This window comes from Herbaspirillum rhizosphaerae (genome assembly GCF_001189965.1).
Lineage (GTDB): Bacteria > Pseudomonadota > Gammaproteobacteria > Burkholderiales > Burkholderiaceae_D > Herbaspirillum > Herbaspirillum rhizosphaerae.
Window position 1 is genome coordinate 303,035 of sequence record NZ_LFLU01000002.1, and the last position, 23,484, is coordinate 326,518.

Annotated in this window: 20 protein-coding genes and 1 other RNA gene; 3 read left to right on the forward strand and 18 right to left on the reverse strand. The window is 60.7% G+C overall.

Annotation, left to right across the window (positions count from 1 at the left end):
* The first annotated feature begins 87 nt into the window (after window positions 1–87).
* Window positions 88–978: a phenylalanine 4-monooxygenase gene (gene phhA / locus AKL25_RS04140; protein WP_050476374.1), complete on the forward strand. Its 891-nt coding sequence runs from the start codon at window positions 88–90 to the stop codon at window positions 976–978.
* A gap of 263 nt (window positions 979–1,241) precedes the next feature.
* Window positions 1,242–4,838: an indolepyruvate ferredoxin oxidoreductase family protein gene (locus AKL25_RS04145; protein WP_050476375.1), complete on the forward strand. Its 3,597-nt coding sequence runs from the start codon at window positions 1,242–1,244 to the stop codon at window positions 4,836–4,838.
* A gap of 158 nt (window positions 4,839–4,996) precedes the next feature.
* Here the strand turns inward: AKL25_RS04145 and prmC are convergent, their stop codons facing one another.
* From prmC to AKL25_RS04230, 18 genes are all read right to left on the reverse strand, one after another.
* Entirely contained in the window at window positions 4,997–5,848 is an 852-nt protein-coding gene (gene prmC, locus AKL25_RS04150; RefSeq protein ID WP_050476376.1) for a peptide chain release factor N(5)-glutamine methyltransferase, read from the reverse strand.
* A 16-nt stretch (window positions 5,849–5,864) separates the two neighbouring features.
* Window positions 5,865–6,335, reverse strand: a complete 471-nt coding sequence (locus AKL25_RS04155) for a disulfide bond formation protein B (RefSeq protein WP_050476377.1) — start codon at window positions 6,333–6,335, stop codon at window positions 5,865–5,867.
* A gap of 172 nt (window positions 6,336–6,507) precedes the next feature.
* Window positions 6,508–7,590, reverse strand: coding sequence for a peptide chain release factor 1 (prfA, locus tag AKL25_RS04160; RefSeq protein ID WP_050476378.1), 1,083 nt, complete (start codon window positions 7,588–7,590; stop codon window positions 6,508–6,510).
* Window positions 7,591–7,690: 100 nt separating this feature from the next.
* Window positions 7,691–8,992: a glutamyl-tRNA reductase gene (gene hemA, locus AKL25_RS04165; RefSeq protein ID WP_050476379.1), complete on the reverse strand. Its 1,302-nt coding sequence runs from the start codon at window positions 8,990–8,992 to the stop codon at window positions 7,691–7,693.
* A gap of 126 nt (window positions 8,993–9,118) precedes the next feature.
* Complete coding sequence (locus tag AKL25_RS04170) at window positions 9,119–10,048, reverse strand: alpha/beta fold hydrolase (RefSeq protein ID WP_083444569.1); 930 nt, start codon at window positions 10,046–10,048, stop codon at window positions 9,119–9,121.
* A gap of 5 nt (window positions 10,049–10,053) precedes the next feature.
* Window positions 10,054–10,755 (reverse strand): response regulator transcription factor, encoded by a 702-nt coding sequence (locus AKL25_RS04175; protein ID WP_050476380.1) that lies wholly within the window; start codon window positions 10,753–10,755, stop codon window positions 10,054–10,056.
* A 91-nt stretch (window positions 10,756–10,846) separates the two neighbouring features.
* Window positions 10,847–10,920, reverse strand: a non-coding RNA gene (locus AKL25_RS23660) — sX9 sRNA.
* A 61-nt stretch (window positions 10,921–10,981) separates the two neighbouring features.
* The gene (gene minE / locus AKL25_RS04180) at window positions 10,982–11,248 is read right to left on the reverse strand and encodes a cell division topological specificity factor MinE (RefSeq protein ID WP_050476381.1); all 267 of its coding nucleotides are present in this window, start codon (window positions 11,246–11,248) and stop codon (window positions 10,982–10,984) included.
* Window position 11,249: 1 nt separating this feature from the next.
* A complete protein-coding gene (minD, locus tag AKL25_RS04185; protein ID WP_007879447.1) occupies window positions 11,250–12,065 on the reverse strand; it encodes a septum site-determining protein MinD in 816 nt (271 codons plus the stop codon).
* A 55-nt stretch (window positions 12,066–12,120) separates the two neighbouring features.
* Window positions 12,121–12,900, reverse strand: coding sequence for a septum site-determining protein MinC (gene minC, locus AKL25_RS04190; protein ID WP_050476382.1), 780 nt, complete (start codon window positions 12,898–12,900; stop codon window positions 12,121–12,123).
* A gap of 144 nt (window positions 12,901–13,044) precedes the next feature.
* Window positions 13,045–13,446, reverse strand: a complete 402-nt coding sequence (locus AKL25_RS04195) for an SRPBCC family protein (protein WP_050476383.1) — start codon at window positions 13,444–13,446, stop codon at window positions 13,045–13,047.
* 411 nt (window positions 13,447–13,857) lie between these two features.
* Window positions 13,858–14,997: a BMP family ABC transporter substrate-binding protein gene (locus AKL25_RS04200; protein WP_050476384.1), complete on the reverse strand. Its 1,140-nt coding sequence runs from the start codon at window positions 14,995–14,997 to the stop codon at window positions 13,858–13,860.
* An 83-nt stretch (window positions 14,998–15,080) separates the two neighbouring features.
* The gene (locus AKL25_RS04205) at window positions 15,081–16,001 is read right to left on the reverse strand and encodes an ABC transporter permease (RefSeq protein WP_050476385.1); all 921 of its coding nucleotides are present in this window, start codon (window positions 15,999–16,001) and stop codon (window positions 15,081–15,083) included.
* A gap of 5 nt (window positions 16,002–16,006) precedes the next feature.
* Entirely contained in the window at window positions 16,007–17,107 is a 1,101-nt protein-coding gene (locus tag AKL25_RS04210) for an ABC transporter permease (RefSeq protein ID WP_050476386.1), read from the reverse strand.
* A complete protein-coding gene (locus tag AKL25_RS04215; RefSeq protein WP_420840697.1) occupies window positions 17,100–18,686 on the reverse strand; it encodes an ABC transporter ATP-binding protein in 1,587 nt (528 codons plus the stop codon). The genes AKL25_RS04210 and AKL25_RS04215 overlap by 8 nt, the downstream gene beginning before the upstream one ends.
* 89 nt (window positions 18,687–18,775) lie before the next feature.
* Complete coding sequence (locus AKL25_RS04220) at window positions 18,776–19,555, reverse strand: ABC transporter permease (RefSeq protein WP_050476387.1); 780 nt, start codon at window positions 19,553–19,555, stop codon at window positions 18,776–18,778.
* Window positions 19,556–19,567: 12 nt separating this feature from the next.
* Entirely contained in the window at window positions 19,568–20,362 is a 795-nt protein-coding gene (locus AKL25_RS04225) for an ABC transporter ATP-binding protein (protein ID WP_050476623.1), read from the reverse strand.
* 41 nt (window positions 20,363–20,403) lie between these two features.
* On the reverse strand, window positions 20,404–21,435 hold the full coding sequence (locus AKL25_RS04230) for an ABC transporter substrate-binding protein (RefSeq protein ID WP_050476388.1): 1,032 nt from the start codon (window positions 21,433–21,435) through the stop codon (window positions 20,404–20,406).
* A gap of 823 nt (window positions 21,436–22,258) precedes the next feature.
* Between AKL25_RS04230 and AKL25_RS04235 the strand changes: the two genes are divergently transcribed.
* Window positions 22,259–23,095 (forward strand): outer envelope protein, encoded by an 837-nt coding sequence (locus tag AKL25_RS04235; protein ID WP_050476389.1) that lies wholly within the window; start codon window positions 22,259–22,261, stop codon window positions 23,093–23,095.
* The last annotated feature ends 389 nt before the right edge of the window (window positions 23,096–23,484 follow it).

The window sequence follows — 23,484 nt, forward strand, 5'->3', positions numbered from 1 at the left end:
CCGGATCAAGTGTCCGCACCGGATTTGAATGCAAACTGGTCGGAAGGCGCATAATATGGTTATCAACGTATCTCAATAATTATTCTCATGGACACCACTGTCTCTACCGACGATTTCTTTGCCAGCGTCGCGACAAAATCCGACAGCGGGGCATTGCGCGGCGATTACACCCACGCCGACAAGAACTACGTCGTGGCCCAGAACTGGGCCGGCTATACACCTGAACAACACGCTTTGTGGCGGCGTCTGTATGAGCGCCAGGCCAAGCTGATTCCAGGCCGCGCCTGCGACGTCTTCCTCGACAGCATCAAGGCGCTCGACGTCTCGCAAGGCATCCCGCAATTCGATCGCACCACCGAGGCGCTGTACAAAGCCACCGGCTGGCAACTGGTCGCCGTGCCGGGGCTGGTGCCGGATCACACCTTCTTCGAGCATCTTGCCAATCGCCGCTTCCCGGTGACGGTCTGGCTGCGCGAAGAGCACGAGTTCGACTACATCGTCGAGCCCGACGTCTTCCATGATTTCTTCGGTCACGTGCCGCTGCTGTTCAATCCGATCTTTGCCGAGCATTTGCAGGAATACGGCAAGGGCGGACTGAAGGCGCTCAAGCTCGACGGCCTGGCTTTCCTCGCGCGGCTGTATTGGTACACGATCGAGTTCGGTCTGATCCAAAGTCCTGAGGGGTTACGCATCTACGGCGCGGGTATTTTGTCGTCCGGCGGCGAGGTCGAGTACGCACTGCGCGGTTCACCGCAGAATGGGCAACCGAACCGGATTCCTTTCCAGCTCGACCGCGTCATGCGCACCTTGTACAAGATCGATTCGTATCAGGAAACCTATTTCGTCATTCGCGATTTCCAGCAATTGTTCGACGACACGGCGCCCGATTTCACCGCCTTGTACGAACAGCTGAAGGAGCAGGATGCGCTGCCGGCCAATACGCTGTTGCCGGGAGAGCAAAACTTTCCGGTCGGCTGAGCGGAGCTTGTCTCCTTGCCAAACCAGCAAGCCCCTGTGTGAAAAGCAGGGGCTTTTTTTACGCCGTCAGCACGCAGTCAGTTTCATCCTCCACGGGATCCCTGGCGTGTTGCACCGTGCGTAGCGGCAATAAGCCGCTTGTGCTACTGTAGCCACATCAAAAGAACGAAACCATCCGCCCACAAGGCGGAAGAGTTTTAAGCAGGATCTTGAACAGATCCATGTGCAAACAAAGACACGATTTTTGGCACGGAGACAAGCGCATGAACGCACCCCTACCTTCCAGTCAACGCCTGTTGCTGGACGACATTTCCCTCGACGACAAATACGCGCTGGAGCGCGGCCGGGTTTTCATGACCGGGATACAGGCATTGATACGGCTGCCGATGCTGCAGCGGCAACACGACCTCCAGGCAGGACTGAACACCGCCGGTTACGTCACCGGTTATCGCGGCTCGCCGCTGGGCACGGTCGACCAGACCGCTGCCAAGGCCAAGAAATATCTCGACGCCGCGCACGTCAAATTCCATCCCGGCATGAACGAAGACCTGGCCGCCACCGCCGTATGGGGCACGCAGCAGGTCAATCTGTTCCCGGGCGCGCAATACGACGGCGTGTTCTCGCTGTGGTACGGCAAAGGCCCCGGCGTGGATCGCTGCGGCGACGTCTTCAAGCATGCCAACATGGCCGGCACCTCGCAGCACGGCGGCGTGCTGGTGATCGCCGGCGACGACCATGCCGCGAAATCGTCGACCACCGCGCATCAGAGCGAACACATCCTGAAGGCTTGCGGCATCCCGGTGCTGTATCCGTCGTCGGTGCAGGAATACCTCGACTACGGCCTGCACGGCTGGGCCATGAGCCGTTACACCGGCTTGTGGGTGTCGATGAAATGCGTGACCGACATCGTTGAATCCGGCATGTCGGTGATGATCGATTCGCAACGCGTGCAGCCGATTATTCCCACCGATTTCGAGCTGCCCCTAGGCGGCGTCAACATCCGTCAACCTGACACGGTGCTCGATCAGGAAACGCGGATGAACGTCTACAAGTGGTACGCCGCACTGGCTTACGCGCGCGTCAACAAACTCAATCAGATCATCTGGGACAGCCCGCATGCGCGCATCGGCATCGTCACCGCCGGCAAGTCCTACCTCGACACGCGCCAGGCGCTCTACGATCTCGGCATCGATGAACAAGTCGCGCGCGATATCGGCATCCGTCTCTACAAGATCGGCATGACCTGGCCGCTGGAAGCCGAAGGCGTGCGCGAGTTTGCACAAGGCCTCGACGAAATCCTGGTGGTCGAAGAGAAGCGTCAGATCCTCGAATACCAGATCAAGGAAGAACTCTACAACTGGCGCGACGACGTCCGTCCGCGCGTGGTCGGCAAGTTCGACGACACCGGCGAATGGAGCGGCTCGCCCAGCACCGGCCACGGCAACTGGCTGCTGCCGGCAACGTATGAACTGAGCCCGGCGCAAATCGCGCGCGCCATCGCCACGCGCATTTCCAAGTACTACGCCGGCCATCCGATCGAGCAGCGCGTCAAGGCGCGTATCGCCTTCCTCGAAGCCAAGGAAGCCACGCTCAACGTCAGCACCAAGCCCGATCCCAACAAGGACCGCATCCCGCATTTCTGCTCGGGCTGTCCGCACAATACCTCGACCAAATTGCCCGACGGCAGCCGCGCGCTGGCCGGCATCGGTTGCCATTACATGGTGACCTGGATGGATCGCGAGTCGTCGATCTTTTCGCACATGGGCGGCGAAGGCGTGACCTGGGTCGGCCAGGCGCCGTTCACCAGCGAGAAGCACGTATTCTCCAATCTCGGCGATGGCACCTATTTCCATTCGGGGTTGCTGGCAGTGCGTGCAGCGGTGGCGGGCAAGGTCAACATGACCTACAAGATTCTGTACAACGACGCGGTTGCCATGACCGGCGGACAAGAGTTCGACGGCCCGCTCGATCCGGCCATGATCTCGCGCCAGCTGGCGGCGGAAAACGTGCGACCCATCGTCGTCGTCACCGACGAGCCTGATAAATATCCCGCCGGCACGCCGTGGGCGGAGGGCGTAACCATCCGCCATCGCAGCGAACTCGACGCCGTGCAGCGCGAGCTGCGCGAAGTGCCGGGCGTGTCCGCCATGATCTACGACCAGACCTGCGCCTCGGAAAAACGCCGCCGCCGCAAACGCGACGCCTATCCCGATCCGGCCAAGCGCGCCGTGATCAACGAGGCGGTGTGCGAAGGCTGCGGCGACTGCAGCGTGCAATCCAATTGCCTGTCGGTGGAACCGCTGGAGACCGAATTCGGCCGCAAGCGCCAGATCAATCAATCGTCGTGCAACAAGGATTACTCCTGCGTGAACGGCTTCTGCCCTAGCTTCGTCACGGTGGAAGGCGGCAAGCTGAAAAAAGCCAAACGCGTCGCGGTGGAAAAAACTGAAGCAGTGGCCCAGGGGCCGGTGCTGCCAGAGCCGCAATTGCCGGCCATGGGCGACACCTACGGCATCGTCGTCACCGGCATCGGCGGCACCGGCGTCATCACCATCGGCCAGATCCTGGCGATGGCGGCGCACGTCGAAGGCAAGGCCTGCTCGGTGCTCGACATGAGCGGCCTGGCGCAAAAAGGCGGACCGGTGATGTCGCACGTGCGCTTGTCCGATCATGCCGACGACCTGTATTCGACCCGCGTCGGTACCGGCGCTGCGGATCTGGTGATCGGTTGCGACGTGATCGTCACCGCCAGCCGTGATGCCTTGTCGCGCATGGGAGAAGGGCGCACGCACGCCGCCGTCAATTCGACGCAGATGCCGACCGCAGCCTTCGTACGCAATCCGGACTGGCAATTCCCGACGGTGTCTGCCGAAGGCAGCATCCAGAGCGCCTGCGGCAAGGATCGCGTGGCATTGATCGACGCCGGCAACATCGCTACCGCGCTGATGGGCGATGCGATTGCAACCAACATGTTCATGCTCGGCTATGCCTGGCAACGTGGCTGGGTGCCGTTATCGGAAGGTGCCATCCTCAAGGCCATTGAACTGAACGCCTTGTCGGTCGACTTCAACAAGCAAGCCTTCGGCTGGGGCCGTGCCGCTGCGCATGATGCGGATGCCGTGGCGCTTGCCGCACGCCGCAACGGCATGACGGCGCAGGTGATCGATTTCAAGCGTCCGCCGTCGCTGGAGGAAATATTGGCCAAGCGCGTCGACTTCCTGACGCAATATCAGAACGCAGCGTATGCGCGCCAGTACAGCGATTTCGTCGAACAAGTGCGCCATGCGGAAGCGGCACTGGGTGAACCGACCAAAGGGATGAAGCTCAGCACGGCGGTAGCGACTTACCTGTTCAAGCTGATGGCGTACAAGGACGAGTATGAAGTGGCGCGTCTCTACACTGCGCCTGCTTTCCGCGAAAAAATCGCCGGCATGTTCGAAGGCGACTACCAGTTGAAATTCCATCTGGCGCCGCCGCTGCTGGCCAGGCACGACGCCAACGGCCATCTGATCAAGAAGCAATATGGTCCATGGATGATGCGCGCTTTCGGCGTGCTGGCGAAGCTGCGCTTCCTGCGCAACACGCCGCTGGACGTGTTCGGCTATACCGACGAGCGTAAGCAAGAGCGCGCGCTGATCGGTGAGTATTGCAAGACGGTCAGCGGTTTGTTAAGCAAACTCAACGTCGACAATCTGGCGCAAGCAACGGCGATTGCGCGCATCCCGGAAGAGATCCGCGGTTACGGCCACGTCAAGGAACGTCATCTGAAAGCGGCCAAGCAGAAGGAAGCGGATCTGCTGCGCATGTTTGACGCAGGGCAGAAGCCGCATGTACCGGCAGGTGGCAAGCAGGCTGCCTGATCTGTCTTGCAGGTGAATCAGTAATCACCGTCGTCCCGGCGAACGCCGGGACCCAGTGTCGTACAGCGTCCCAAGGATTTTATTGAGATGCGACGAACGCCGCTGGGTCCTGACTTTCGTCGGGACGACGGTGTTTTTATTTTCGGCCGTGAGATTTGTTACGAAGCGCGAGGGAGCTTGCCGCCGCTGACGCGTTCGATACCCGCCAGATCGCGCCAGCTTTGCACCTCGGCAAAACCGCGCTGCGCCAGCAGCTTGCGCACGGCTTCCGACTGGTCGTAACCGTGTTCCATCAACAGCCAGCCATCCGGTTTCAGATAAGCCGCCGCACCGTCGATGATGATGCGCAAGGCCGACAAGCCGTCGGCATGATCGGTCAACGCGGCTATCGGTTCGAAGCGCAAATCGCCTTGCGACAAATGCGCGTCGCCGGCGACGATATAAGGCGGATTGGAAACGATCAGGTCGAGATACGGCGCAGCGACTTCGCCGAGCGCTGCGTACCAGTCGCTGCGCAAGAAGTCTACCTTCGCGCCATGCCGCTGTGCGTTGCTTGCAGCGACCTTCAAGGCGGCTTCACTGACATCCAGCGCCGTCATGGCGACGTCCGGCCGCGTGTGCGCAATGGCAACCGCAATCGCGCCCGAGCCGGTGCCCATGTCGAGCGCCTTGCCCTGTAGCGGCAAACGCTCCAGCGCCAGCTCCACCAGCAATTCGGTATCGGGACGGGGAATCAATACGTCCGGCGTGACCTGCATGGCGAGACCGAAGAATTCGCGCTCGCCGACGAGGTAGGCAATCGGTTCGCCTTGCAGGCGGCGGCGCAACAGCGCGCTCAGCTGCGTCGCTTCTGCCGCCGTGAGCAGGCGTTCGGATTGGGTGATCAGCTGGATGCGCGTCAGTTGCAACGCATGGCCGATCAGGATGCGATTTTCCAGCGCATCGAGCGGCGCGCTGCGCAGCGCGTCGGCCAGGCTGATGCCTGGCGGGATGTCCGGAAAATCGCTCACGAGGAACTGCTGAAAATCAAGCGCGCTTGAACACACGGCGCGCCAGCAGGATGGCGATGATGGCGAACCAGATCAACGACCATTGCGGAATCGACAGGCCGAGGAAGGGATACGGATTCGCGCACAGGCCGTCGGCCTTGAACAGCGTCGGGAACAGGTTGGCGGTCGGGATCGTGTTGAGCGAAGTTTCCAGCGGATCGATGCCGCAGGAAGTGCCCGGATGCGCCTGCACCCACAAATGCCAGCCGGCGGTAGCGATGCCGCCCAATGCAGCCAGTACACCGAGGCCGGCGCCAAGCTTGGCGGAACCCGGCGGGAGGAAGGCGAAGATGATGCAGATGATGGCGATGGCGACGAAAATGTAGCGCTGGATGATGCACAGCGGACACGGCATCATTTCTTCGACGATCTGCAGATAAAGGGCGGCGCCGAGCAGGGCGATGCAAAGAAGGGCGACTGACAGAAACAGGGATTTGGACGATTTCATGAGCGTTTAATTTTGATGTTGTTCGAAGGTAGCTGCACTTGAAGCTGTACCTCAGAGAGGCCTTCGTGCAATTGGTTCCGGCGCTGCTGCATTGTGCCACAGGCCGCGACAATGCTGGATTACTGGTCGTTTTCGCGGAACAATTGCACGCTCAATCGGGCGCCGCAATCTCTTACTCGTCGTCGCCCAGTTGCGCCAACAACTCCGCCTGGTGTTCAGTGATGAGCGCATTGGTCAGCTCTTCCAGATCGCCATCCATGATGAAATCCAGCTTGTACAGCGTCAGGTTGATGCGGTGGTCCGTCATGCGTCCCTGCGGGAAATTGTAGGTGCGGATGCGTTCGCTGCGGTCGCCTGAGCCGATCAGCGATTTGCGCGTGGCGGCTTCCTTGGATTGCTGTTCGCGCAGTTGCACGTCCTTGATGCGCGCCGCCAGCACCTTCAATGCCGAGGCCTTGTTCTTGTGCTGGCTGCGGTCGTCCTGGCATTCCACCACGATGCCGGTCGGCATGTGCGTGATGCGCACCGCCGAGTCGGTCTTGTTGATGTGCTGGCCGCCCGCGCCCGAGGCGCGATAGGTGTCGATACGGATGTCGGCCGGGTTGATGTCGACGTCTTCGACTTCATCGGCTTCCGGCATCACGGCGACGGTACAGGCCGAGGTATGGATGCGGCCCTGGGTTTCAGTGGCGGGCACACGCTGCACGCGATGGCCGCCCGATTCGAACTTCAGGCGTGAGTAGGCGCCGAAACCGGCGATACGCACGATGACTTCCTTGTAGCCGCCGATTTCGGAATCGGACGCCGACATCATTTCCACCTGCCAGCGATTGCGTTCGGCAAAGCGCGTGTACATGCGCAGCAGGTCGCCGGCGAACAGCGCCGATTCGTCGCCGCCGGTGCCGGCGCGGATTTCCAGGAAGATGTTGCGCTCGTCGTTGGGATCCTTCGGCAGCAGCATCTTTTGCAGGTCGGCTTCCAGCGCTTCCATGCGCGCCTTGGCGCCGTTGATTTCTTCCTGCGCGAACTCCTTCATGTCGGGATCCGACAGCAGCTCCTGCGCCGTGACGATGTCGTTGGAGGCCTGCGAATAGGTCAGGTACAGCGCCACCAGCGGACCGAGTTCGGCGTGTTCGCGCGTCATCTTGCGGTAGTTGTCCATGTCGGACGTCGCGTCTTCCTGCATCAGCAGATTGTTGAGTTCTTCCAGCCGTTCGGCGAGCTGGTCGAGTTTGGCGAGCATGGATGGTTTCATGGGCTTACTTTACGTTGAAGAGGGGTGATGCGATGCCCGCTGAAAACATGGGCAGAAGAGAGCCGGTGATCGCCAGGATCACGGCGTACGAATGGAGTCGCTAACGCTTGGTGCGGAACAGTTGCGGCAGCAGCTGGACCAGTTGCGCGCGTTCGTCGCCTTGCGCGTGATGCAGGGCCTGTTGCGGGCCGTGCAGAAATTTGGCGGTGAGGCCTTTGGACAAGGCGTCGAGTACGGCGTCGATGTCTTCGCCTTTGGCCAGCAGTTTGCGTGCGCGTTCCAGTTCGGCCATGCGCAGCGATTCGCCGGCGTCGTGCAGATCCTGAATCACCGGCACCACGGCGCGGCTGTCGATCCAGTGCATGAAGGACTGCACACGGGTTTCGATGATGGCTTCGGCTTGCGCGACGGCGGCCTGGCGGTTTTCGACGCCGCTTTGCACGACCGATGCCAGATCGTCGACGGTGTACAGGAACACGTCGTCGAGGCGGCCGACTTCGGATTCGATATCGCGCGGCACGGCCAGGTCGACCATGAAGATCGGTTTGTGGCGGCGAGCCTTGACGGCGCGTTCCACCAGGCCGAGGCCGATGATCGGCAGCGACGAGGCGGTACAGGAGACCACGATGTCGAACTTCGACAATTGCGTCGGCAGATCGGCCAGGCGCAGGGCCGAGCCGTTGAAGCGATGCGCCAGCGTCTCGCCGCGTTCCAGCGTGCGGTTGGCGACGGTCAGCGATTTCGGATTCTGTGCAGCAAAGTGGGTGGCGCACAGCTCGATCATTTCACCGGCGCCGATGAATAACACGTTCTGGCCCGAGATGGAGTCGAAAATCCGTTGCGACAAACGCACCGCAGCGGCGGCCATCGACACGCTGTGCGCGCCGATTTCGGTGGTGCTACGGACTTCCTTGGCGACCGCGAAGGTGCGCTGGAACAACTGATGCAAATAGGTGCCGAGACCGCCGGCGGCATCCGCCTGGCGCACGGCATCCTTCATCTGGCCGAGGATCTGCGGTTCGCCCAGCACCATCGAATCGAGCCCGGAGGCGACGCGGAAGGCATGGCGCACGGCATTATCCTGCGGCAAGGCATACAGGAAAGGCCGCAGGTCGGCGTAAGAAAGCTTGTGATAGTCGGCCAGAAAATGCGCCGTGCTGTCGATCGCGGCATCGATACCGCCATGCGCAGCCGTGCTGGCGGCATACAGCTCAGTGCGGTTGCAGGTCGACAGGATCGCCGCTTCGCCGGTCTGCGCCAGAGTCGAGCTCAAATCGGCACGGCCGAACCAGGCACGCGCCGAAGCCACCGCCTGACCGATCTGGTCAGCCGGGAACGCAACCTTCTCGCGCAGGGAAACCGGCGCGGTGGTGTGGTTCAGTCCGACGGCAAGCAGGTGCATGGCGTGTTTTACGGGGCTCGACAGCGTGAAAAATGGGGAAATATCAACTCGGTATTATACCCGCTGCACGTAAAGGGGTTTTGAACTGTATCAATAATGACTATATGCGCAGACTATTGGCCGACGTCAGCGCGAGACAGGGTCTGCAGCAATTTTTGCCATATGGGCAACTATTTCTCCGGCGTATCGTTCCGGCTGTTCCAGGTCGGGAAAATGTCCGCAATCGGCGAAGCGGCGGATCTCCAAGTGCGGCAGCAATTCCCGCAAGGATTCCGGATCGGTCGCGCGATGCGAGCGGTCCTGATCGCCCCAGATCAGCGTGCAGGGAAGGACGAGAGAAACCTCGCCCGGAGCCAGAACGGTCTCCCGCAGCAGGCCCTGCACCACGCCTGCCAGGCAAAAACAGGCGCCGGCATCGAAGGCTTGCCGCGTTGTCTGCTGGAACGGCGCCGCATTGGTCGATGCCGGCAAGGCGCTGCGATGCCACAGATGCGCCAGCTTGCGGCGCGCCAGCCAGGTGATGAACTGCCCTGCAACCGGAACCCGCAGCGGCTGCGGAATCATGCGGTAAGCCCAGGCTTGCATCGCGGCCAGCGACGGCGTTTGCGACAGCATCAGGCTGGCAATGCGCGTCGGCGCCAGTTGTGCAGCCCGGATGGCGTACAAGCCGTTGGCGCAACTGAAAGCCAACGTGGCTTGTGCAACACTGAGCTGGTCAAGAACGGCGAGCACGGCTCGCGCTCCCTGGTCAAGGCCATGTCCATAATCCGCCGCCGGCAGCGAAAAGCCGAAACCGGGCATGTCAAAGCACACCACGCGAAAACGCGGCATTAGCAGAGCGATAAGACGCTGGTAATGCGCCACGACATTGGGGCCATCGGGAGTGAAAACGATGCAGGGACGATCGGCGGGACTGTTTTCATTGCCCGGTTCGCTTGCCGAATCGAAGACGTGCACGCGTCCCGCAGCAGTCTCGACGTACTTCAGATTCGCAGGTGTACCGGCCAGCGATGCCGACAGGCGCGTCAGGAAGTAATCGGTGCGGGATCGCGGCATGGACGCTATTTCTTGACGGCGGGCGCCGCCAGCTGTTCCAGCTGATAGCCGTAGCCGTACACCGTAGTCAGCCGGAAACCCTTTTCCGGTTTCAGCTCCAGCTTGTTGCGCACGCGCGAGATATGGGTGTCGATGGTGCGGGTCGGCAATTCGTTTTCGTCTTCCAGACCCCAGACGCTTTCCTGCAGGTAAGCGCGGGACAATGGCCGGCCAAGATTGCCGAACAGCAAAACCGCCAGCGCAAATTCCTTTTGCGTCAGCGTCGTGGCGCCGCCGGCGTGGGTGACGATGTGTGCAGGCGATTCAAAGACGTAGTCGCCGAATTGCTGCACCTGTTTTTCGTCATGGTCCGGATAGGCGCGTTGCAGCAGCAGCTTGACGCGCGCCGCGATCGCATTGCGCCGCAGCGGTTTGAATTCGCTGTCGATCAGGCGTTCGCCGGCAGACTCTGCCGGCAAGCCAGCCAATGCAGCCAGGTCGGATGGCGTATCCGTCGCCAGCAGCAGCACCGGAATGGCGGGCATCCTGGCGATCTGCAATATGTCCGCCAGATGCATACCGGCGCCGGCGATATCCACGATCAGCAAGTGCGGATGCGCGCGCCGCAGATCGGCGCGTTGCTGCACGCCCTGGCAATCGTGCGCAGGCAGGCTGCGTGCGATCAGGGCGATGTCGGCGGCGGAGCTGCTGAAGATGGAGATGTGCATGGCGCGGGGAGAGAGCGGATGCCTGAAGAGCTGAAACGATAGCCCCGGAAACTATTGCGCCGGATCAGGTCCGGCGCAATGGACAGAATCTGCTTGAGATCTGTAGCGAGAGGCCATCAGTCGGTGGCGGACGGAGCGGAGGAACCGGAGTGTACTTTAGTACATGAGGATTCCGAGCACCGTCCGACGCCGAATCATGGCCTCGCAGTAAGATCGCAAGCAGATTCTAAGGCGCGTCGGCGTCCGGCAGCACCACATTCACATCCAGCACCTCCAGGTTGCCCTGGCGGTCCAGCGAGATCTTGATGTCGTCGGCGTTGACCTTGGTGTACTTGGAAATGACCTCGATCAGTTCCTTGTGCAAGGCCGGCAGGAAGTCGTAACCCTGGCCCTGGCGACCGCCGCGTTCGCGCGCGATGATGATCTGCAGGCGTTCCTTGGCAGCCGTGGCGCTCTTCGCCTTGGGCGGAAACAGGAAGGAAAGCAAAGCCATGTCATTTACCTCCGAAAATACGCTGGAGCAGGCCCGGCTTTTCGTAGCTGGTAAAGCGCAGCGGCAGGTCTTCGCCGAGGAAGCGGCTGACCAGATCCTGATATGCCTCGGACACGTCGGTCTCTTTCAGGTGGATCGCAGGATTGCCCTGGTTGGAAGCGTGCAGCACGGATTCCGATTCAGGAATGATGCCGATCAGCGGGATGCGCAGGATTTCCTGCACGTCGGTATAGGACAGCATTTCGCCGGCTTCGACGCGCTTGGGCGAATAGCGGGTGATCAGCAGATGTTCCTTGACCGGCTCGCCGCCGCTCAGGGCGCGGCGCGACTTGGCCTGGATGATGCCGAGGATGCGGTCCGAGTCGCGCACCGAAGAGACTTCCGGATTGGTCACGATGATGGCTTCGTCGGCAAAGGTCAGCGCCATCACGGCGCCGTGTTCGATACCGGCGGGCGAGTCGCAGATGATGTATTCGAAGTCCATCTTTTGCAGGTCGCCCAGCACGCGTTCCACGCCTTCTTCCGACAGCGCGTCCTTGTCGCGGGTTTGCGAGGCCGGCAGGATGAACAGGTTGTCGCAGTGCTTGTCCTTGATCAGCGCCTGGTTCAGCGTTGCTTCCTGATTGACGACATTGATCAGGTCGTACACCACGCGGCGTTCGCAGCCCATGATCAGGTCGAGGTTACGCAGGCCGACGTCGAAGTCGATGACGACGGTCTTGTGTCCGCGCAAAGCCAGACCCGATGCGAAACTGGCGCTCGACGTCGTTTTGCCGACGCCGCCTTTACCGGATGTCACAACGATGATTTTTGCCACAAAAGACTCCTTAGAAGATCAGATTTGATTGTTCGATGAATGTTCGAATACTAAATTATTTGCTGGTATTGATAGCCAACACGTCGATGCGGTCGCCGGTCAGGCGTACCTGCACCTGTTTTTGCGCCAGTTCCGGCGGATGGCCGTTCTCAAAGGTACGGTAGACGCCGGCAATCGACACCAGTTCCGCTTCCAGGCTCGCTGCGAAGATGCGCGCGCCGGTATTGCCGCTGGCGCCGGCCAGGGCGCGGCCGCGCAACGGGGCGTACACGTGGATGCTGCCGTCGGCGATGATCTCGGCGCCGTTGTTGACCGCCGCCATGATCACCAGATCGGCGCCGCGGGCATAAATGCGCTGGCCGGCGCGTACCGGCGTGTCGATGATCATCGTGGCGGCAGCCGGTGTCGCCTGGGCAACCGGGGCCGCTTGCGTTGGCGCGGCGACAGCAGCAGGAGCGGGGGCCGGTGCAGGCTGCGGGGCTTCTTCTTCCGCAGCAGCTTCCTGCTGTTGCGGACGCGGCGCGCCGCTGTCGATGGAAAGTCCCTGTGCGGCGATTTCGGCGTGCAGTTCTTCCGGAGCGTTGCGCACGGCGACGGCATTGAGGCGATAGCGCTTGAACAAGGCCACCAGCGCGGTCCAGTCGATACCTGCGCCGGAAGCGTCCAGTGCGCCGATGTCGAGCACGGCGAATTCGTCTTCAAAGAAGTCGGAGACGCCGCCGGTCATGTCCTTGAGCGCCTTGTCCAGCGCCGCCGGATCGGTTTCATGCAGGATCGCGGAAATGGCGACCACTGTGGATATCTTGATTTCGATCGGTTTACGAGCTTTTTGCATAAATTGTTCAGTGCCTGCGTTTTCCAGCAGGAAAACAGCCAGGATCGTTGCGTTCGGGGATTGTTCTTAAACCGTCTTGCGCCGGCGCGGTCCAGCCGCCAGCCTGTATTGGTTTGGCATTATACAGTCAGCCGGGCGGCATTTTTAGGCTTCCAGCAAGGTTTTGAGGGCCTCCAGATCGCGCGTCACCCAGGCGGTGTCTTCGTTGAATTTTTCATCGCTCATGCCGGGCTGGCGAAACAAGGTAAAGCTCAGCTCGCAGCCGTCGCCGTTGGCGACCACGCGCATGGGGATGAAGACGCTTTCTCCAGAGGTAAGCACCACCTCATGATCGAGCACGCCAAAATCGTTGAAGGGTGTGAAACGCACTTCCAGTTTGCCTTCCGGCGTATCGGCGAGCCACTTGCCATCCACCAGTTCCATGCCTTTACCCAGACCTGAAGCCCATTGCGGCATGTTGGCCGGATCGGCAAGAAAGCGGTAAGCATCCTGCACGCTGCGTTCGAGGGTGACGTGGATGACGCGGGTGGGAAGCGGTCTGGACATGGCGATCTCCTTGGGCAAGGAAACCATTATGCCGCCAGGGGATGAAAACCGGACGGACAAAAAAATGCCGGAGACGCCAGGGCCTGTTAGCAATGAATTTGCGAGATGCGTTTCAACCAGAAGGCGTGCTGGCAAGGCGCGTGGCGTAGCAGGTGGTGGGCCCACCTGCAAGCCATGCAACGTGGCCAGCGCGCCTTCTGGTTGAAACCCTTCGGGAACGGCTGCAGGCGTCGCCTGCCGTTGTTGCAGCTCCTTGCCGTAGCACCGCTACGTCGCGTCGCTGCGCCTAGGCAGTCAACGCCTGCCGCGCGTTCGCACTCGCAAATTAATTGCTAACAGGCCCTATGGTCTCCGGCAGATTGCTACATTGGCAAGTCCGACGGCTTGCGCCGGACCCGAGGAGCGGAAAAATCAGCCCGGAACCTTGCCTTCCACGCCTTCAACGTAGAACTTCACGCCGTGCAGGAAGCCGTCGTCAGCCACGGCATCCTTGGCGACCTGTTCCTTGCCGGTGTTGTCCTTGATCGGACCCTTCCAGATCGGTGCGGAGCCGTCGGCGATGCCCTTCTTGCGCTCTTCGACCAGCGTCTTCACGTCAGCCGGAAGGTCAGGATTGAAGCCGCCCAGGTCGATGCCGCCTTCCTTCAGGCCGATCCAGGTGCTGCCGGTCTTCCACGAGCCATCCAGCACGGCTTGCACGCGCGCTGTGTAGTAGACGCCCCAGTTGATCATCGATGCCGCCAGATGCGCCTTCGGACCGAAGCTGGTCATGTCGCTGTCCCAGCCGAATGCGTAGACGCCTTTTTCCTGTGCAGTCTGGACGACGGCGGCGGAGTCGGTGTTTTGCATCAGCACGTCGACGCCCTGGCCGATCAGCGTGGTCGCGGCTTCACGTTCCTTGCCCGGATCGAACCACTTGTTGACCCAGACCACGCGTGTCGTGACCTTTGGATTGATCGAGCGTGCGCCCATGGTGAAGGCGTCGATGTTGCGGATCACTTCAGGAATCGGCACCGAAGCGACCACGCCCAGCTTGCCGGACTTGCTCATCTTGCCGGCGACCACGCCTGCCAGGTAAGCGCCTTCATAGGTGCGCACGTCGTATTGCGCCAGATTGTCGGCAGTCTTGAAGCCGGTCGCGTGTTCGAATTTGACGTCCGGGAATTCCTTGGCGACTTTCAGCATCGCTTCCATGTAGCCGAAGGTGGTGCCGAAGATCAGCTTGTTGCCGTCGGTTGCCAGCTGGCGCATCACGCGCTCGGCGTCGGCTGCCGATTCAGGTACGTTTTCGACGAAAGTGGTCTTGACCTTGTCGCCGAACTTGGCTTCGACCGCCTTGCGGCCGTTGTCGTGCGCGAATGTCCAGCCGGCATCGCCAACCGGTCCGATGTAGACGAAGGCGACCTTCAGCGGATCTGCCTTGGGAGCAGGAGCTGCCGCAGCAGCAGGCGCAGCGGCCGGCGCCGGTTCTTCTTTTTTGCCGCAACCGATCAACGAGGCTGCGGCGATGGTGGCGAGCATCGCAATCGAGGCTCTGCGCGAAATTTTCATACTTTTCTCCCTGGGCGTTGTTGGTAAATAAAAAGCAAAACAGCAAAACAGCAAAAATCAAAACATCAGTCGAACTGCAAAAATCAGGAAGCTCCCGGGCGGAACGGCTTGCCCAGCGAGGCCGGCATGTTCAGGCGGATCCAGTCCGGATTGCGCGAGATCAGCGCCAGCACCACGATGGTGGCGACATACGGCAGCATCGACAGAATCTGCGACGGGATCGTCACGCCGATGCCTTGCAGATAAAACTGCAGAATCGTCACGCCGCCGAACAGCAGCGAACCGAGCAAGACGCGTGCCGGACGCCAGGTGGCGAAGGCCGTCAGCGCCAGCGCGATCCAGCCGCGGCCGGAGACCAGGCCTTCGACCCACATCGGCGTATAGACCAGCGACAGATACGCGCCGGCCAGACCGCAGCAGGCGCCGCCGAACAGCAGCGCGATGAAGCGGATGCCGCGCACCGAATAACCCAGTGCGTGCGCAGACTCCGGCGACTCGCCGACTGCGCGCAGGATCAGGCCGGCCCGTGTGCGGTACAAGAACCACGCAATCGCCGCGCACAGCAGCAGCGCGACATAAGCCATCCAGTGCTGGTTGAAGAAAGCCGGGCCGATGAAGGGAATATTGTTCAGGCCGGGGATGCCGGCGCTTTGCGAGGGCAAGGCAAGGCCGACGAAACGCTGGCCGATGAAGGCCGACAAGCCGGTGCCGAAGATCGACAGCGCCAGTCCGGTAGCGACCTGGTTGGTCGCCAGGATCAGCGCCAGCCAGGAGAACAGCGTCGCCATCAGCATGCCGCAAATGGCGCCGGCGCAGAAGCCCAGCAGCGGGCTCTTGGTGGTGTAGCCGACCGCGAAACCGGCAATCGCCGCGACCAGCATCATGCCTTCGGCGCCGAGGTTGAGTACGCCGGCGCGTTCGTTGATGAGCAGGCCCATGGCCGCCAGCAGCAGCGGCGTGCCGGCATTGATCGAGGCTGCGATGAGAGGAGCGAGTTGGTCCATTGTGCTTATCCTTTTTGTTTCCAGCGCAGGCGATAATCGATCAGCGTGTCGCAAGCCAGCAGCAGGAACAGCAGCATGCCCTGGAACACGCCCGTGATCGCCGACGGCAGGCCCAGGCGCGACTGCGCCAGCTCGCCGCCCAGATACAGCAGCGACATGATCAGCCCTCCGAATACTGCGCCGACCGGATGCAGGCGGCCGATGAAGGCGACGATGATCGCCGCGAAGCCGTAACCCGGCGATACCGACGGCAACAGCTGGCCGATCGGTCCGGCGATTTCAAACGCACCGGCCAGACCGGCGAAGCCGCCTGAAATCAGCAGCGACACCCACAAGGCGTTGCGGCTGGAGAAACCGGCATAGCGCGCGGCATGCGGCGCCACACCGCCCACCGTCAGCGAGAAACCGCGGAAGCTGCGCATCATGAACACCGCCATCACAATCGCCGCGACAATGGTGACCACAAAGCCGACATGCAGGCGGGTGCCGCTCATCAGCATTGGCAGCATGAACTCGCTGGAGAACACTTTCGATTGCGGGAAGTTCATTCCGTTGGGGTCCTTCAGCGGACCGTTGACGGCATACATCAGCAGCAGCTGCGCCACGTAAGTCAGCATCAGCGACACCAGGATTTCATTGGCGTTGAACTTGTCGCGCAACAGCGCCGTGATGCTGGCCCAGAACGCGCCGCCGACCACGCCGGCCACGATCATCAGGACCAGCCCGACGCCGCCGGAGATGGCGTGATCCGGCACGTCGATCCACACCAGCATCGCGCCCGCGCACATGGCGCCGACGGTGAACTGGCCTTCGGCGCCGATGTTCCAGATACTGGCGCGGAAGCACACGGCAAGGCCCAGCGCGCACAGGATCAGCGGAATCGACTTCAACAGCAATTCGCTGATGGCGCGCTTGCTGCTGAAGGGATCGACCAGGAACACTTTCAGTCCCGCAATCGGATCCTTGCCCAGCGCCATGAACAGCAAGGCGCCGAGGAATAGCGTCAGGACGATTGCAATCACCGGCGACAGATAAGTCATGCGGCGCGAGGGCGTGCCGCGCAGTTCGAGACGGAATGGCAGGGAGGTGAAGACCGAGTTAGACATGGGCAGCCTCCGACGCGCCGGCATCCGTCGCTTCGTCATGCCACAAGCCGCTCATCCATAAACCGACCTGTTCGCGCGTAGCCTGTTCGATGGGAATCGAGGGCGACAACTGTCCCTTGGCGATCACATGCAGGCGATCGCACAGGGCGAATAATTCGTCGAGTTCTTCAGAGATCACCAGCACCGCACAGCCTTCTTGTTTGAGCGCCAGAATTTCGGCGTGGATTTGCGCAGCGGCGCCGACGTCGACGCCCCAAGTCGGTTGCGCCACGATGAAGACGCTGGGTTTGCGCTCCATCTCGCGGCCGACGATGAATTTTTGCAGGTTGCCGCCGGACAGGCTTTTCGCCAGCGCATCGGGACCGCCGGCCTTGACCTTGAAGCGTTCGATGATGGAGGCGGCGATCTTGCGCGTGTAGCCGAAATCGATCATGCCGTGCTTCACGTACGGCAGCTTCTGATGAGACAGCAGCATGTTGGCCGACAGGCTCAGCGTCGGCACGGCGCCGCGGCCGAGGCGTTCTTCCGGCACCAGGCCGAGGCCTTTGGCGCGGCGCGGATTGGGCGCCAGATGGCCGACGGCGCTGCCGGTCAGCATGATCATGTTGGGCGCGGCGCGCTGGTCTTCGCCGGACAGCGCCGCCAGCAATTCCTGCTGGCCGTTGCCGGACACGCCGGCGATGCCGACGATTTCACCGGCGCGCACTTCGCATTCGATGTCTTTCAGTTCCGTGGCGAACAGATGCGCTTTCGGCAGGCACAGGCGATTAATATGCAGCTTGCGCTCGTTGCGCTGGGATTCCGGATTGCGCTCGCGGCGCAGGCGCACCAGTTCTTCGCCGATCATCATGCGCGACAGGCCGGCGCTGGTTTCATTGCGCGGATCGCAGTTGCCGGTCACGCGGCCGCCACGCATCACGGTGGCGCTGTGGCACAGCGCGCGGATTTCATCGAGCTTGTGGCTGATGTAGAGAATGCTGCAGCCTTCGTCGGCCAGCTTGCGCAGCGTGACGAAGAGTTTCTCGACCGCCTGCGGCGTCAGCACCGAAGTCGGCTCGTCGAGGATCAACAATTGCGGATTGGTCAGCAGCGCGCGCACGATTTCCACGCGCTGGCGTTCGCCCACCGACAGCGTGTGGACGTGGCGATTCGGTTCCAGCTCCAGCCCGTATTTCTCACCGGTCTGGCGGATGCGCGCGATCAGGTCCTGCATGTCGGTATCCGAATCCAGACCCAGCGCGATGTTCTCGGCAACGGTCAGCGTGTCGAACAGCGAGAAGTGCTGGAACACCATGGCGATGCCGAGTTTGCGCGCGATCTGCGGATTGGCGATGTGCACCAGTTCGCCGTTCCAGTAGATCTCGCCGGCGTCGGGTTTGACGGTGCCGAAGATGATTTTCATCAGCGTCGATTTGCCGGCGCCGTTTTCGCCGAGCACGGCATGGATCTCGCCGGGTGCGACGCTCAGATTGATGTCGTCGTTGGCCAGCACGCCGGGATAGGCCTTGCGGATGTGCGCGATGTGCAGGCGGGAAGATGGTGCAGTCACGGATTCCCCTTCAGAGACCGGCGCGGTCATATGCGCAGGCGGTCTTTACGTTATTCAAATGATCTGCGGAATTTACCATAGCCGGATTGTCGACAATCAGGAAAAAATCAGGAAAATCATCACTTGTTGCCGCCCCGATGGGCCCAGCGCGTAGTGCGCTTCTCGATGATCGCAAACAACTCGTACATCGCCATCGCCATGGCGCCGATGACGACCAGGCCGGCGAAGGCCAGCGGCATCTTCATCGACGACCCGGCCGACACCAGCAGGTAGCCGATGCCTTCGTTGGAGGCGTTCATTTCCGACACGGTCGAGCCGACGAAGGCCAGCGTGATGGCGACCTTCAGCGAGGCGAAGAAATACGGCAGCGAGCGCGGCAGGCCGACCTTGAGCAGGATGTCCATGCGCTTGGCGCCGAGCACGCGCAGCACGTCTTCCAGTTCCGGCTCCAGTGTCGCCAGGCCGGTGGCGATGTTGACCATGATAGGGAAGAAGGAAATCAGGAAGGCCGTCAGGATTGCCGGGCCGGCGCCGATGCCGAACCACACCACCAGCACCGGCACGAAGGCGGCCTTGGGCAGCGCGTTGAACGCCGTCATCAGCGGATAGGCCGCAGCGTACAGCAGCGGCGACGAACCGATCAGGAAGCCCAGCGACACGCCCACCGCCACGGCGATGGCGAAACCCACCATGGTGACCCAGAAGGTGCTGATGGCGTGATGTGCGATCGGCCCGGCGAATTCGATCATGGCCTCGATAATCGCCATCGGGCTCGGGAAGATGAACTCGGACACTTCCAGCACGCTGCACAAGAACTGCCAGATCACCAGGATGGCGAGCAGCAGGATCCAGGGCGCCAGCGTGCGGGCGGCTTTGTTCAGTGAAGATGGTTTTTTCATGTTCGCCTCGGCTTAGGTATTTCTGACGCGGCCGATATGCTCGCGCAACTCGTGCACCAGGGCGTTGAAGGGATCGGTGTAAGTCAGTTCCAGCTCGCGCGGACGCGGCAGCGGATTTTCCTTGCGCGCCACGATGCGGCCCGGGCGTTTGCTCATTACATAAATGGTGTCGGCCAGGAAGGCGGCTTCGCGCAGATCGTGCGTGACCAGGATGACGTTGAATTTGCGCTCGGTCCACAGGTCGCGCAGAACGCACCACAGTTCTTCGCGCGTGAACGCGTCGAGCGCGCCGAAGGGCTCGTCCAGCAACAGCATCTTCGGTTCATGGATCAGCGCGCGGCAGATCGAGGCGCGCTGCTGCATGCCGCCCGACAGCTCCCACGGGAACTTGTCGGCATAGCCGTCGAGGCCGACGGTTTTGAGCAGCTTGAGTGCGCGCTCGGTGTACTGCGCCTTGTTCTTCTTGAAGTCCTGGCGATACGGCTCGACGATTTCCAGCGGCAGCAGCACGTTATCGAGCGTGGTGCGCCACGGCAGCAGGGTCGGCGCTTGGAAGGCCATGCCGACGAACTTCAGCGGCCCGGTGACCTCGGCGCCGGCGATGGCGACGCTGCCGCGAGTCGGGCGTTTCAGCCCGGTCGCCAGTTTCATGAAGGTCGACTTGCCGCAGCCGGACGGACCGACGATGGCGATGAACTCTCCCTGTTTGGTTTGCAGGGAGATGTCTTCGACTGCGAACTCGTCGGAACCGTCGTAGGACAGGAAGACGCGGCGGAAATCGACGAAGGTGTCAGTTGTGGCGCTCATGACTGTTTCGCTGGTAGTGGTCGGCAATATCGCTTGCAACATTATTTTCCGAACACGTTGAGCGCTTCTTTCGACGGCAGGTAAGCCGCGGTCCAGATCTTGTCCGGGTTGACGCGGGTCTTGGTGCCGTAGGCGTCGGACACTTGCGAAGCCATCAGCGTCAGGCGCGGCAGGAACACCTGGCCGTAACCTTCGGCCTTGGCGTGCGGCGTGGCGATAGCGCTGGAGATGGCGAGCTTGAGACGGCGCAGTTCCAGTTTTTCGTCGATCAGGCCGTCGCGTTCCTTGAGCACCTTGATGGCGGCTTCCGGATTGGCCAGCACGTCCCTGGTGGCCTTGGCGAAGGCGCGCAGGAAGCCCTTGAGCGCTTCCGGATTGGTCTTCATCAGGCTTTCATTGGCGATGATGGCGTTGCCGTACAGCTTGACGCCGTAGTCGGGGAACATCATCACATTGATGTCGGAATCCTTGATGCCGCGCGCATTCAGGTTCAGCAGCGAGGTGAAATAGAAGCCGGTGATGGCGTCGACATCGCCGCGTGCCAGCATGGTTTCACGCAACGGCGGATCCATGCTGATCCAGTTGGCTTTGGAGGCATCCAGGCCGTTGGCCTTGGCGAAGATCGGGTAGCCGCGGCGGCCGGCGTCGAACACAGGCGAACCCAGCTTCTTGCCGACCAGGTCGGCAGGCGTCTTGATGCCGGTTTTCTTGAGCGAGAAGATCGCTGCCGGCGTGTCGTTGTAGACCATCATCACGGCCATCGGCTTGCCCGGCGAGCTTGGATTGTTGGCGGTGAATTCCATCAGCGCAGCCATGTCGGCAAAACCCATGTCGTAGGTGCCGGATGCCACGCGATTGACTGCATTGCCCGAGCCGCTGCCGGCGTCGATGATGACGTCCAGTTTCTCCTGTGCAAAATAACCCTTGGACTTCGCCACCAGGAACAGCGCGGACGGACCTTCAAAGCGCCAGTCGAGCTGGAATTTGATCTTGGTCTCCTGCGAAAAGGCAGATGCGCAGGCGGCGCTGAGCAACAAGGCGGCGGTGTACTTGAAGAGTTTCTTTGCGTGCATGGTTGGTTTCCCTTTTTTGGTCCGATGATCTGTTGGCGCTTCGTCTGGCGGCTGGCTCGGCACCGTCCCTGATGCTGTTGCCAATGCGTCCGCATTTTGTGAACCGGTTTTTGCAAACGATGTGCGTTGAAAAGCATTTACTGTGCCAAGAACGTCGAATGTGTTCTGCGCGGCGGCGGCAGGTGTCTTTGCCGGGGTGACGAGGCCGGGGAGAAAAAAGCAGTCGTTGTCGACTTTCCGGGGAGGGCTATTTTGTCGACAATCTAAAAAATCTTTTGCAACAATTTGGTGCTTTGTTGCACCTGTCTAGAAACGGTTGCACTAAAAACAGTATTCTTACGCGCCTGTAAGCCTTGTAAGGACTGGACAATTCGCAGATTTCAATTTAGTACTATCGTTCTTTATCCTGTCGACAATCTTGTCTCTCCGCTTTGCATATTCCCGATGCGGTGCAGCGTTTTCCCGTGATGGCGATGAGCGGCTGCTGCGGCCGGCGCTTCTGTGCTGCTTTCATTTATCGCCGCGCGCATGCGGCTCCCAATCTGTTTTTAATCGCCCACCGCTTTGTCGACAGTTTTTCCGACGCGTGATTTTTTGCTGGCACGGCGTTTGCATTAACGAACCCGGCGGATTGAGCTTCGGCAGATGCCGGCAGCAACATGACCGACCTTGTTTGAATGGGTGAGCAAATGAAGGAGCGCGTCAAAGTACCTTACCGACGACTGATCAAACGATAAACCGCATGCTCAGTTGTTGGTAATCGCACGATGCGCGCATGGGATCCGGATTTTATTTTTCATGAATTGTAAAAAGGGAGAAACGTATGAAGAAAAGTGCAATGGGGATGTGCTTGACTACTGCAGCGCTGGCGGTTTCGGCCATGGGCAGCATGTCGGCCAACGCAGCCGACTGGGCGGATAATTCGATCGGTATTCGCTACGGCACCAAGTTTGCCGAGCCGTTCAATTCGCAAGACATCTCGAAGAAAATCGTCAACTTCACGCATGCCAGCGGCTACAAATACGGCACCAACTATCTGAACGTCGACCTGCTGATGTCGGATAGCAAAGACAATGAATCGCAAGAAGCTTATATCGTCTATCGCCATACACTGGATATCGGCAAGGTCGCCGGGAAAGATCTCTCTTTCGGTCCTGCACGCGGCTTCGGCCTGACGGCCGGCTTTGACTGGAACACCAAGAATGACCCCGGCTACAGCTCGCGCAAGCGTATGATCGTTGCCGGTCCTACCATCATGATGGACGTGCCGGGCTTCTTGAATATCAGCCTGCTGGCTCTGTGGGAAAGCAACCAGCCATTGAATAACGGCGTGCGCATGTCCAGCCGTTATTCCTACGACACGCATCCGATGCTCAATGCTGCCTGGGGTATCCCATTCGGCACGAGCGGCTTTGCGTTCGAAGGCTATGTGAACTACATCGCCGCCAAGGGCAAGAACGAATTCGGCGGCGGTACTGCGCCTGAATTGAACTTCGACGGCCAGATCATGTACGACGTCGGCATGCCGCTGGGCATGGGCAAAAATACTTTCCGCGTCGGGCTGGAATATCAATACTGGCGCAACAAGTTCGGCAACCCGCATACCGTTCCCGGCTCGCTGGCCAAGACGCCTATGATCCGCGCCGAATACCATTTCTAAATGGTTCTGCAAACGATGCGGTGCGGGCGTCGCGCCGTATTGTTTTGTTTCGGCAGGATCTGCCGGAGCTTAAGTGCCAGGTCTTCGGACCTGGCATTTTTTATTGGACGAATCGATTGATAATGGAGGCCGTCGTCATGCCATTGGCATAAGTCCTGCTCCATGGATATTGGCGGTAAGCCGGTTCGTTTTTGTCAACAAAGCGGACGAATGTTTGTGACGGATTGGTGCCGATGCTGCACTAATTTTGACGCGCTGCACTAAAACAGGCTCTGTGCAGAAGCCGTGCAAGCAAGGCCGGGTCTGGATGTTACTGCGATCAGGCAGCGCCGTGCGGCGGGAAACAGGCAAGAAAAATTGTCGACAATGATTGTCTGAAATCGCTGTCG

Bases quoted from the DNA above. Each gene is read 5' to 3' on its own strand.
- phhA (WP_050476374.1), top strand. From the start codon at position 88: ATGGACACCACTGTCTCTACCGACGATTTCTTTGCCAGCGTCGCGACA.
- AKL25_RS04145 (WP_050476375.1), top strand. From the start codon at position 1,242: ATGAACGCACCCCTACCTTCCAGTCAACGCCTGTTGCTGGACGACATT.
- AKL25_RS04155 (WP_050476377.1), bottom strand. From the start codon at position 6,335: ATGAAATCGTCCAAATCCCTGTTTCTGTCAGTCGCCCTTCTTTGCATC.
- prfA (WP_050476378.1), bottom strand. From the start codon at position 7,590: ATGAAACCATCCATGCTCGCCAAACTCGACCAGCTCGCCGAACGGCTG.
- hemA (WP_050476379.1), bottom strand. From the start codon at position 8,992: ATGCACCTGCTTGCCGTCGGACTGAACCACACCACCGCGCCGGTTTCC.
- AKL25_RS04170 (WP_083444569.1), bottom strand. From the start codon at position 10,048: ATGCCGCGATCCCGCACCGATTACTTCCTGACGCGCCTGTCGGCATCG.
- AKL25_RS04175 (WP_050476380.1), bottom strand. From the start codon at position 10,755: ATGCACATCTCCATCTTCAGCAGCTCCGCCGCCGACATCGCCCTGATC.
- minE (WP_050476381.1), bottom strand. From the start codon at position 11,248: ATGGCTTTGCTTTCCTTCCTGTTTCCGCCCAAGGCGAAGAGCGCCACG.
- minC (WP_050476382.1), bottom strand. From the start codon at position 12,900: ATGCAAAAAGCTCGTAAACCGATCGAAATCAAGATATCCACAGTGGTC.
- AKL25_RS04195 (WP_050476383.1), bottom strand. From the start codon at position 13,446: ATGTCCAGACCGCTTCCCACCCGCGTCATCCACGTCACCCTCGAACGC.
- AKL25_RS04200 (WP_050476384.1), bottom strand. From the start codon at position 14,997: ATGAAAATTTCGCGCAGAGCCTCGATTGCGATGCTCGCCACCATCGCC.
- AKL25_RS04205 (WP_050476385.1), bottom strand. From the start codon at position 16,001: ATGGACCAACTCGCTCCTCTCATCGCAGCCTCGATCAATGCCGGCACG.
- AKL25_RS04210 (WP_050476386.1), bottom strand. From the start codon at position 17,107: ATGTCTAACTCGGTCTTCACCTCCCTGCCATTCCGTCTCGAACTGCGC.
- AKL25_RS04215 (WP_420840697.1), bottom strand. From the start codon at position 18,686: ATGACCGCGCCGGTCTCTGAAGGGGAATCCGTGACTGCACCATCTTCC.
- AKL25_RS04220 (WP_050476387.1), bottom strand. From the start codon at position 19,555: ATGAAAAAACCATCTTCACTGAACAAAGCCGCCCGCACGCTGGCGCCC.
- AKL25_RS04225 (WP_050476623.1), bottom strand. From the start codon at position 20,362: ATGAGCGCCACAACTGACACCTTCGTCGATTTCCGCCGCGTCTTCCTG.
- AKL25_RS04230 (WP_050476388.1), bottom strand. From the start codon at position 21,435: ATGCACGCAAAGAAACTCTTCAAGTACACCGCCGCCTTGTTGCTCAGC.
- AKL25_RS04235 (WP_050476389.1), top strand. From the start codon at position 22,259: ATGAAGAAAAGTGCAATGGGGATGTGCTTGACTACTGCAGCGCTGGCG.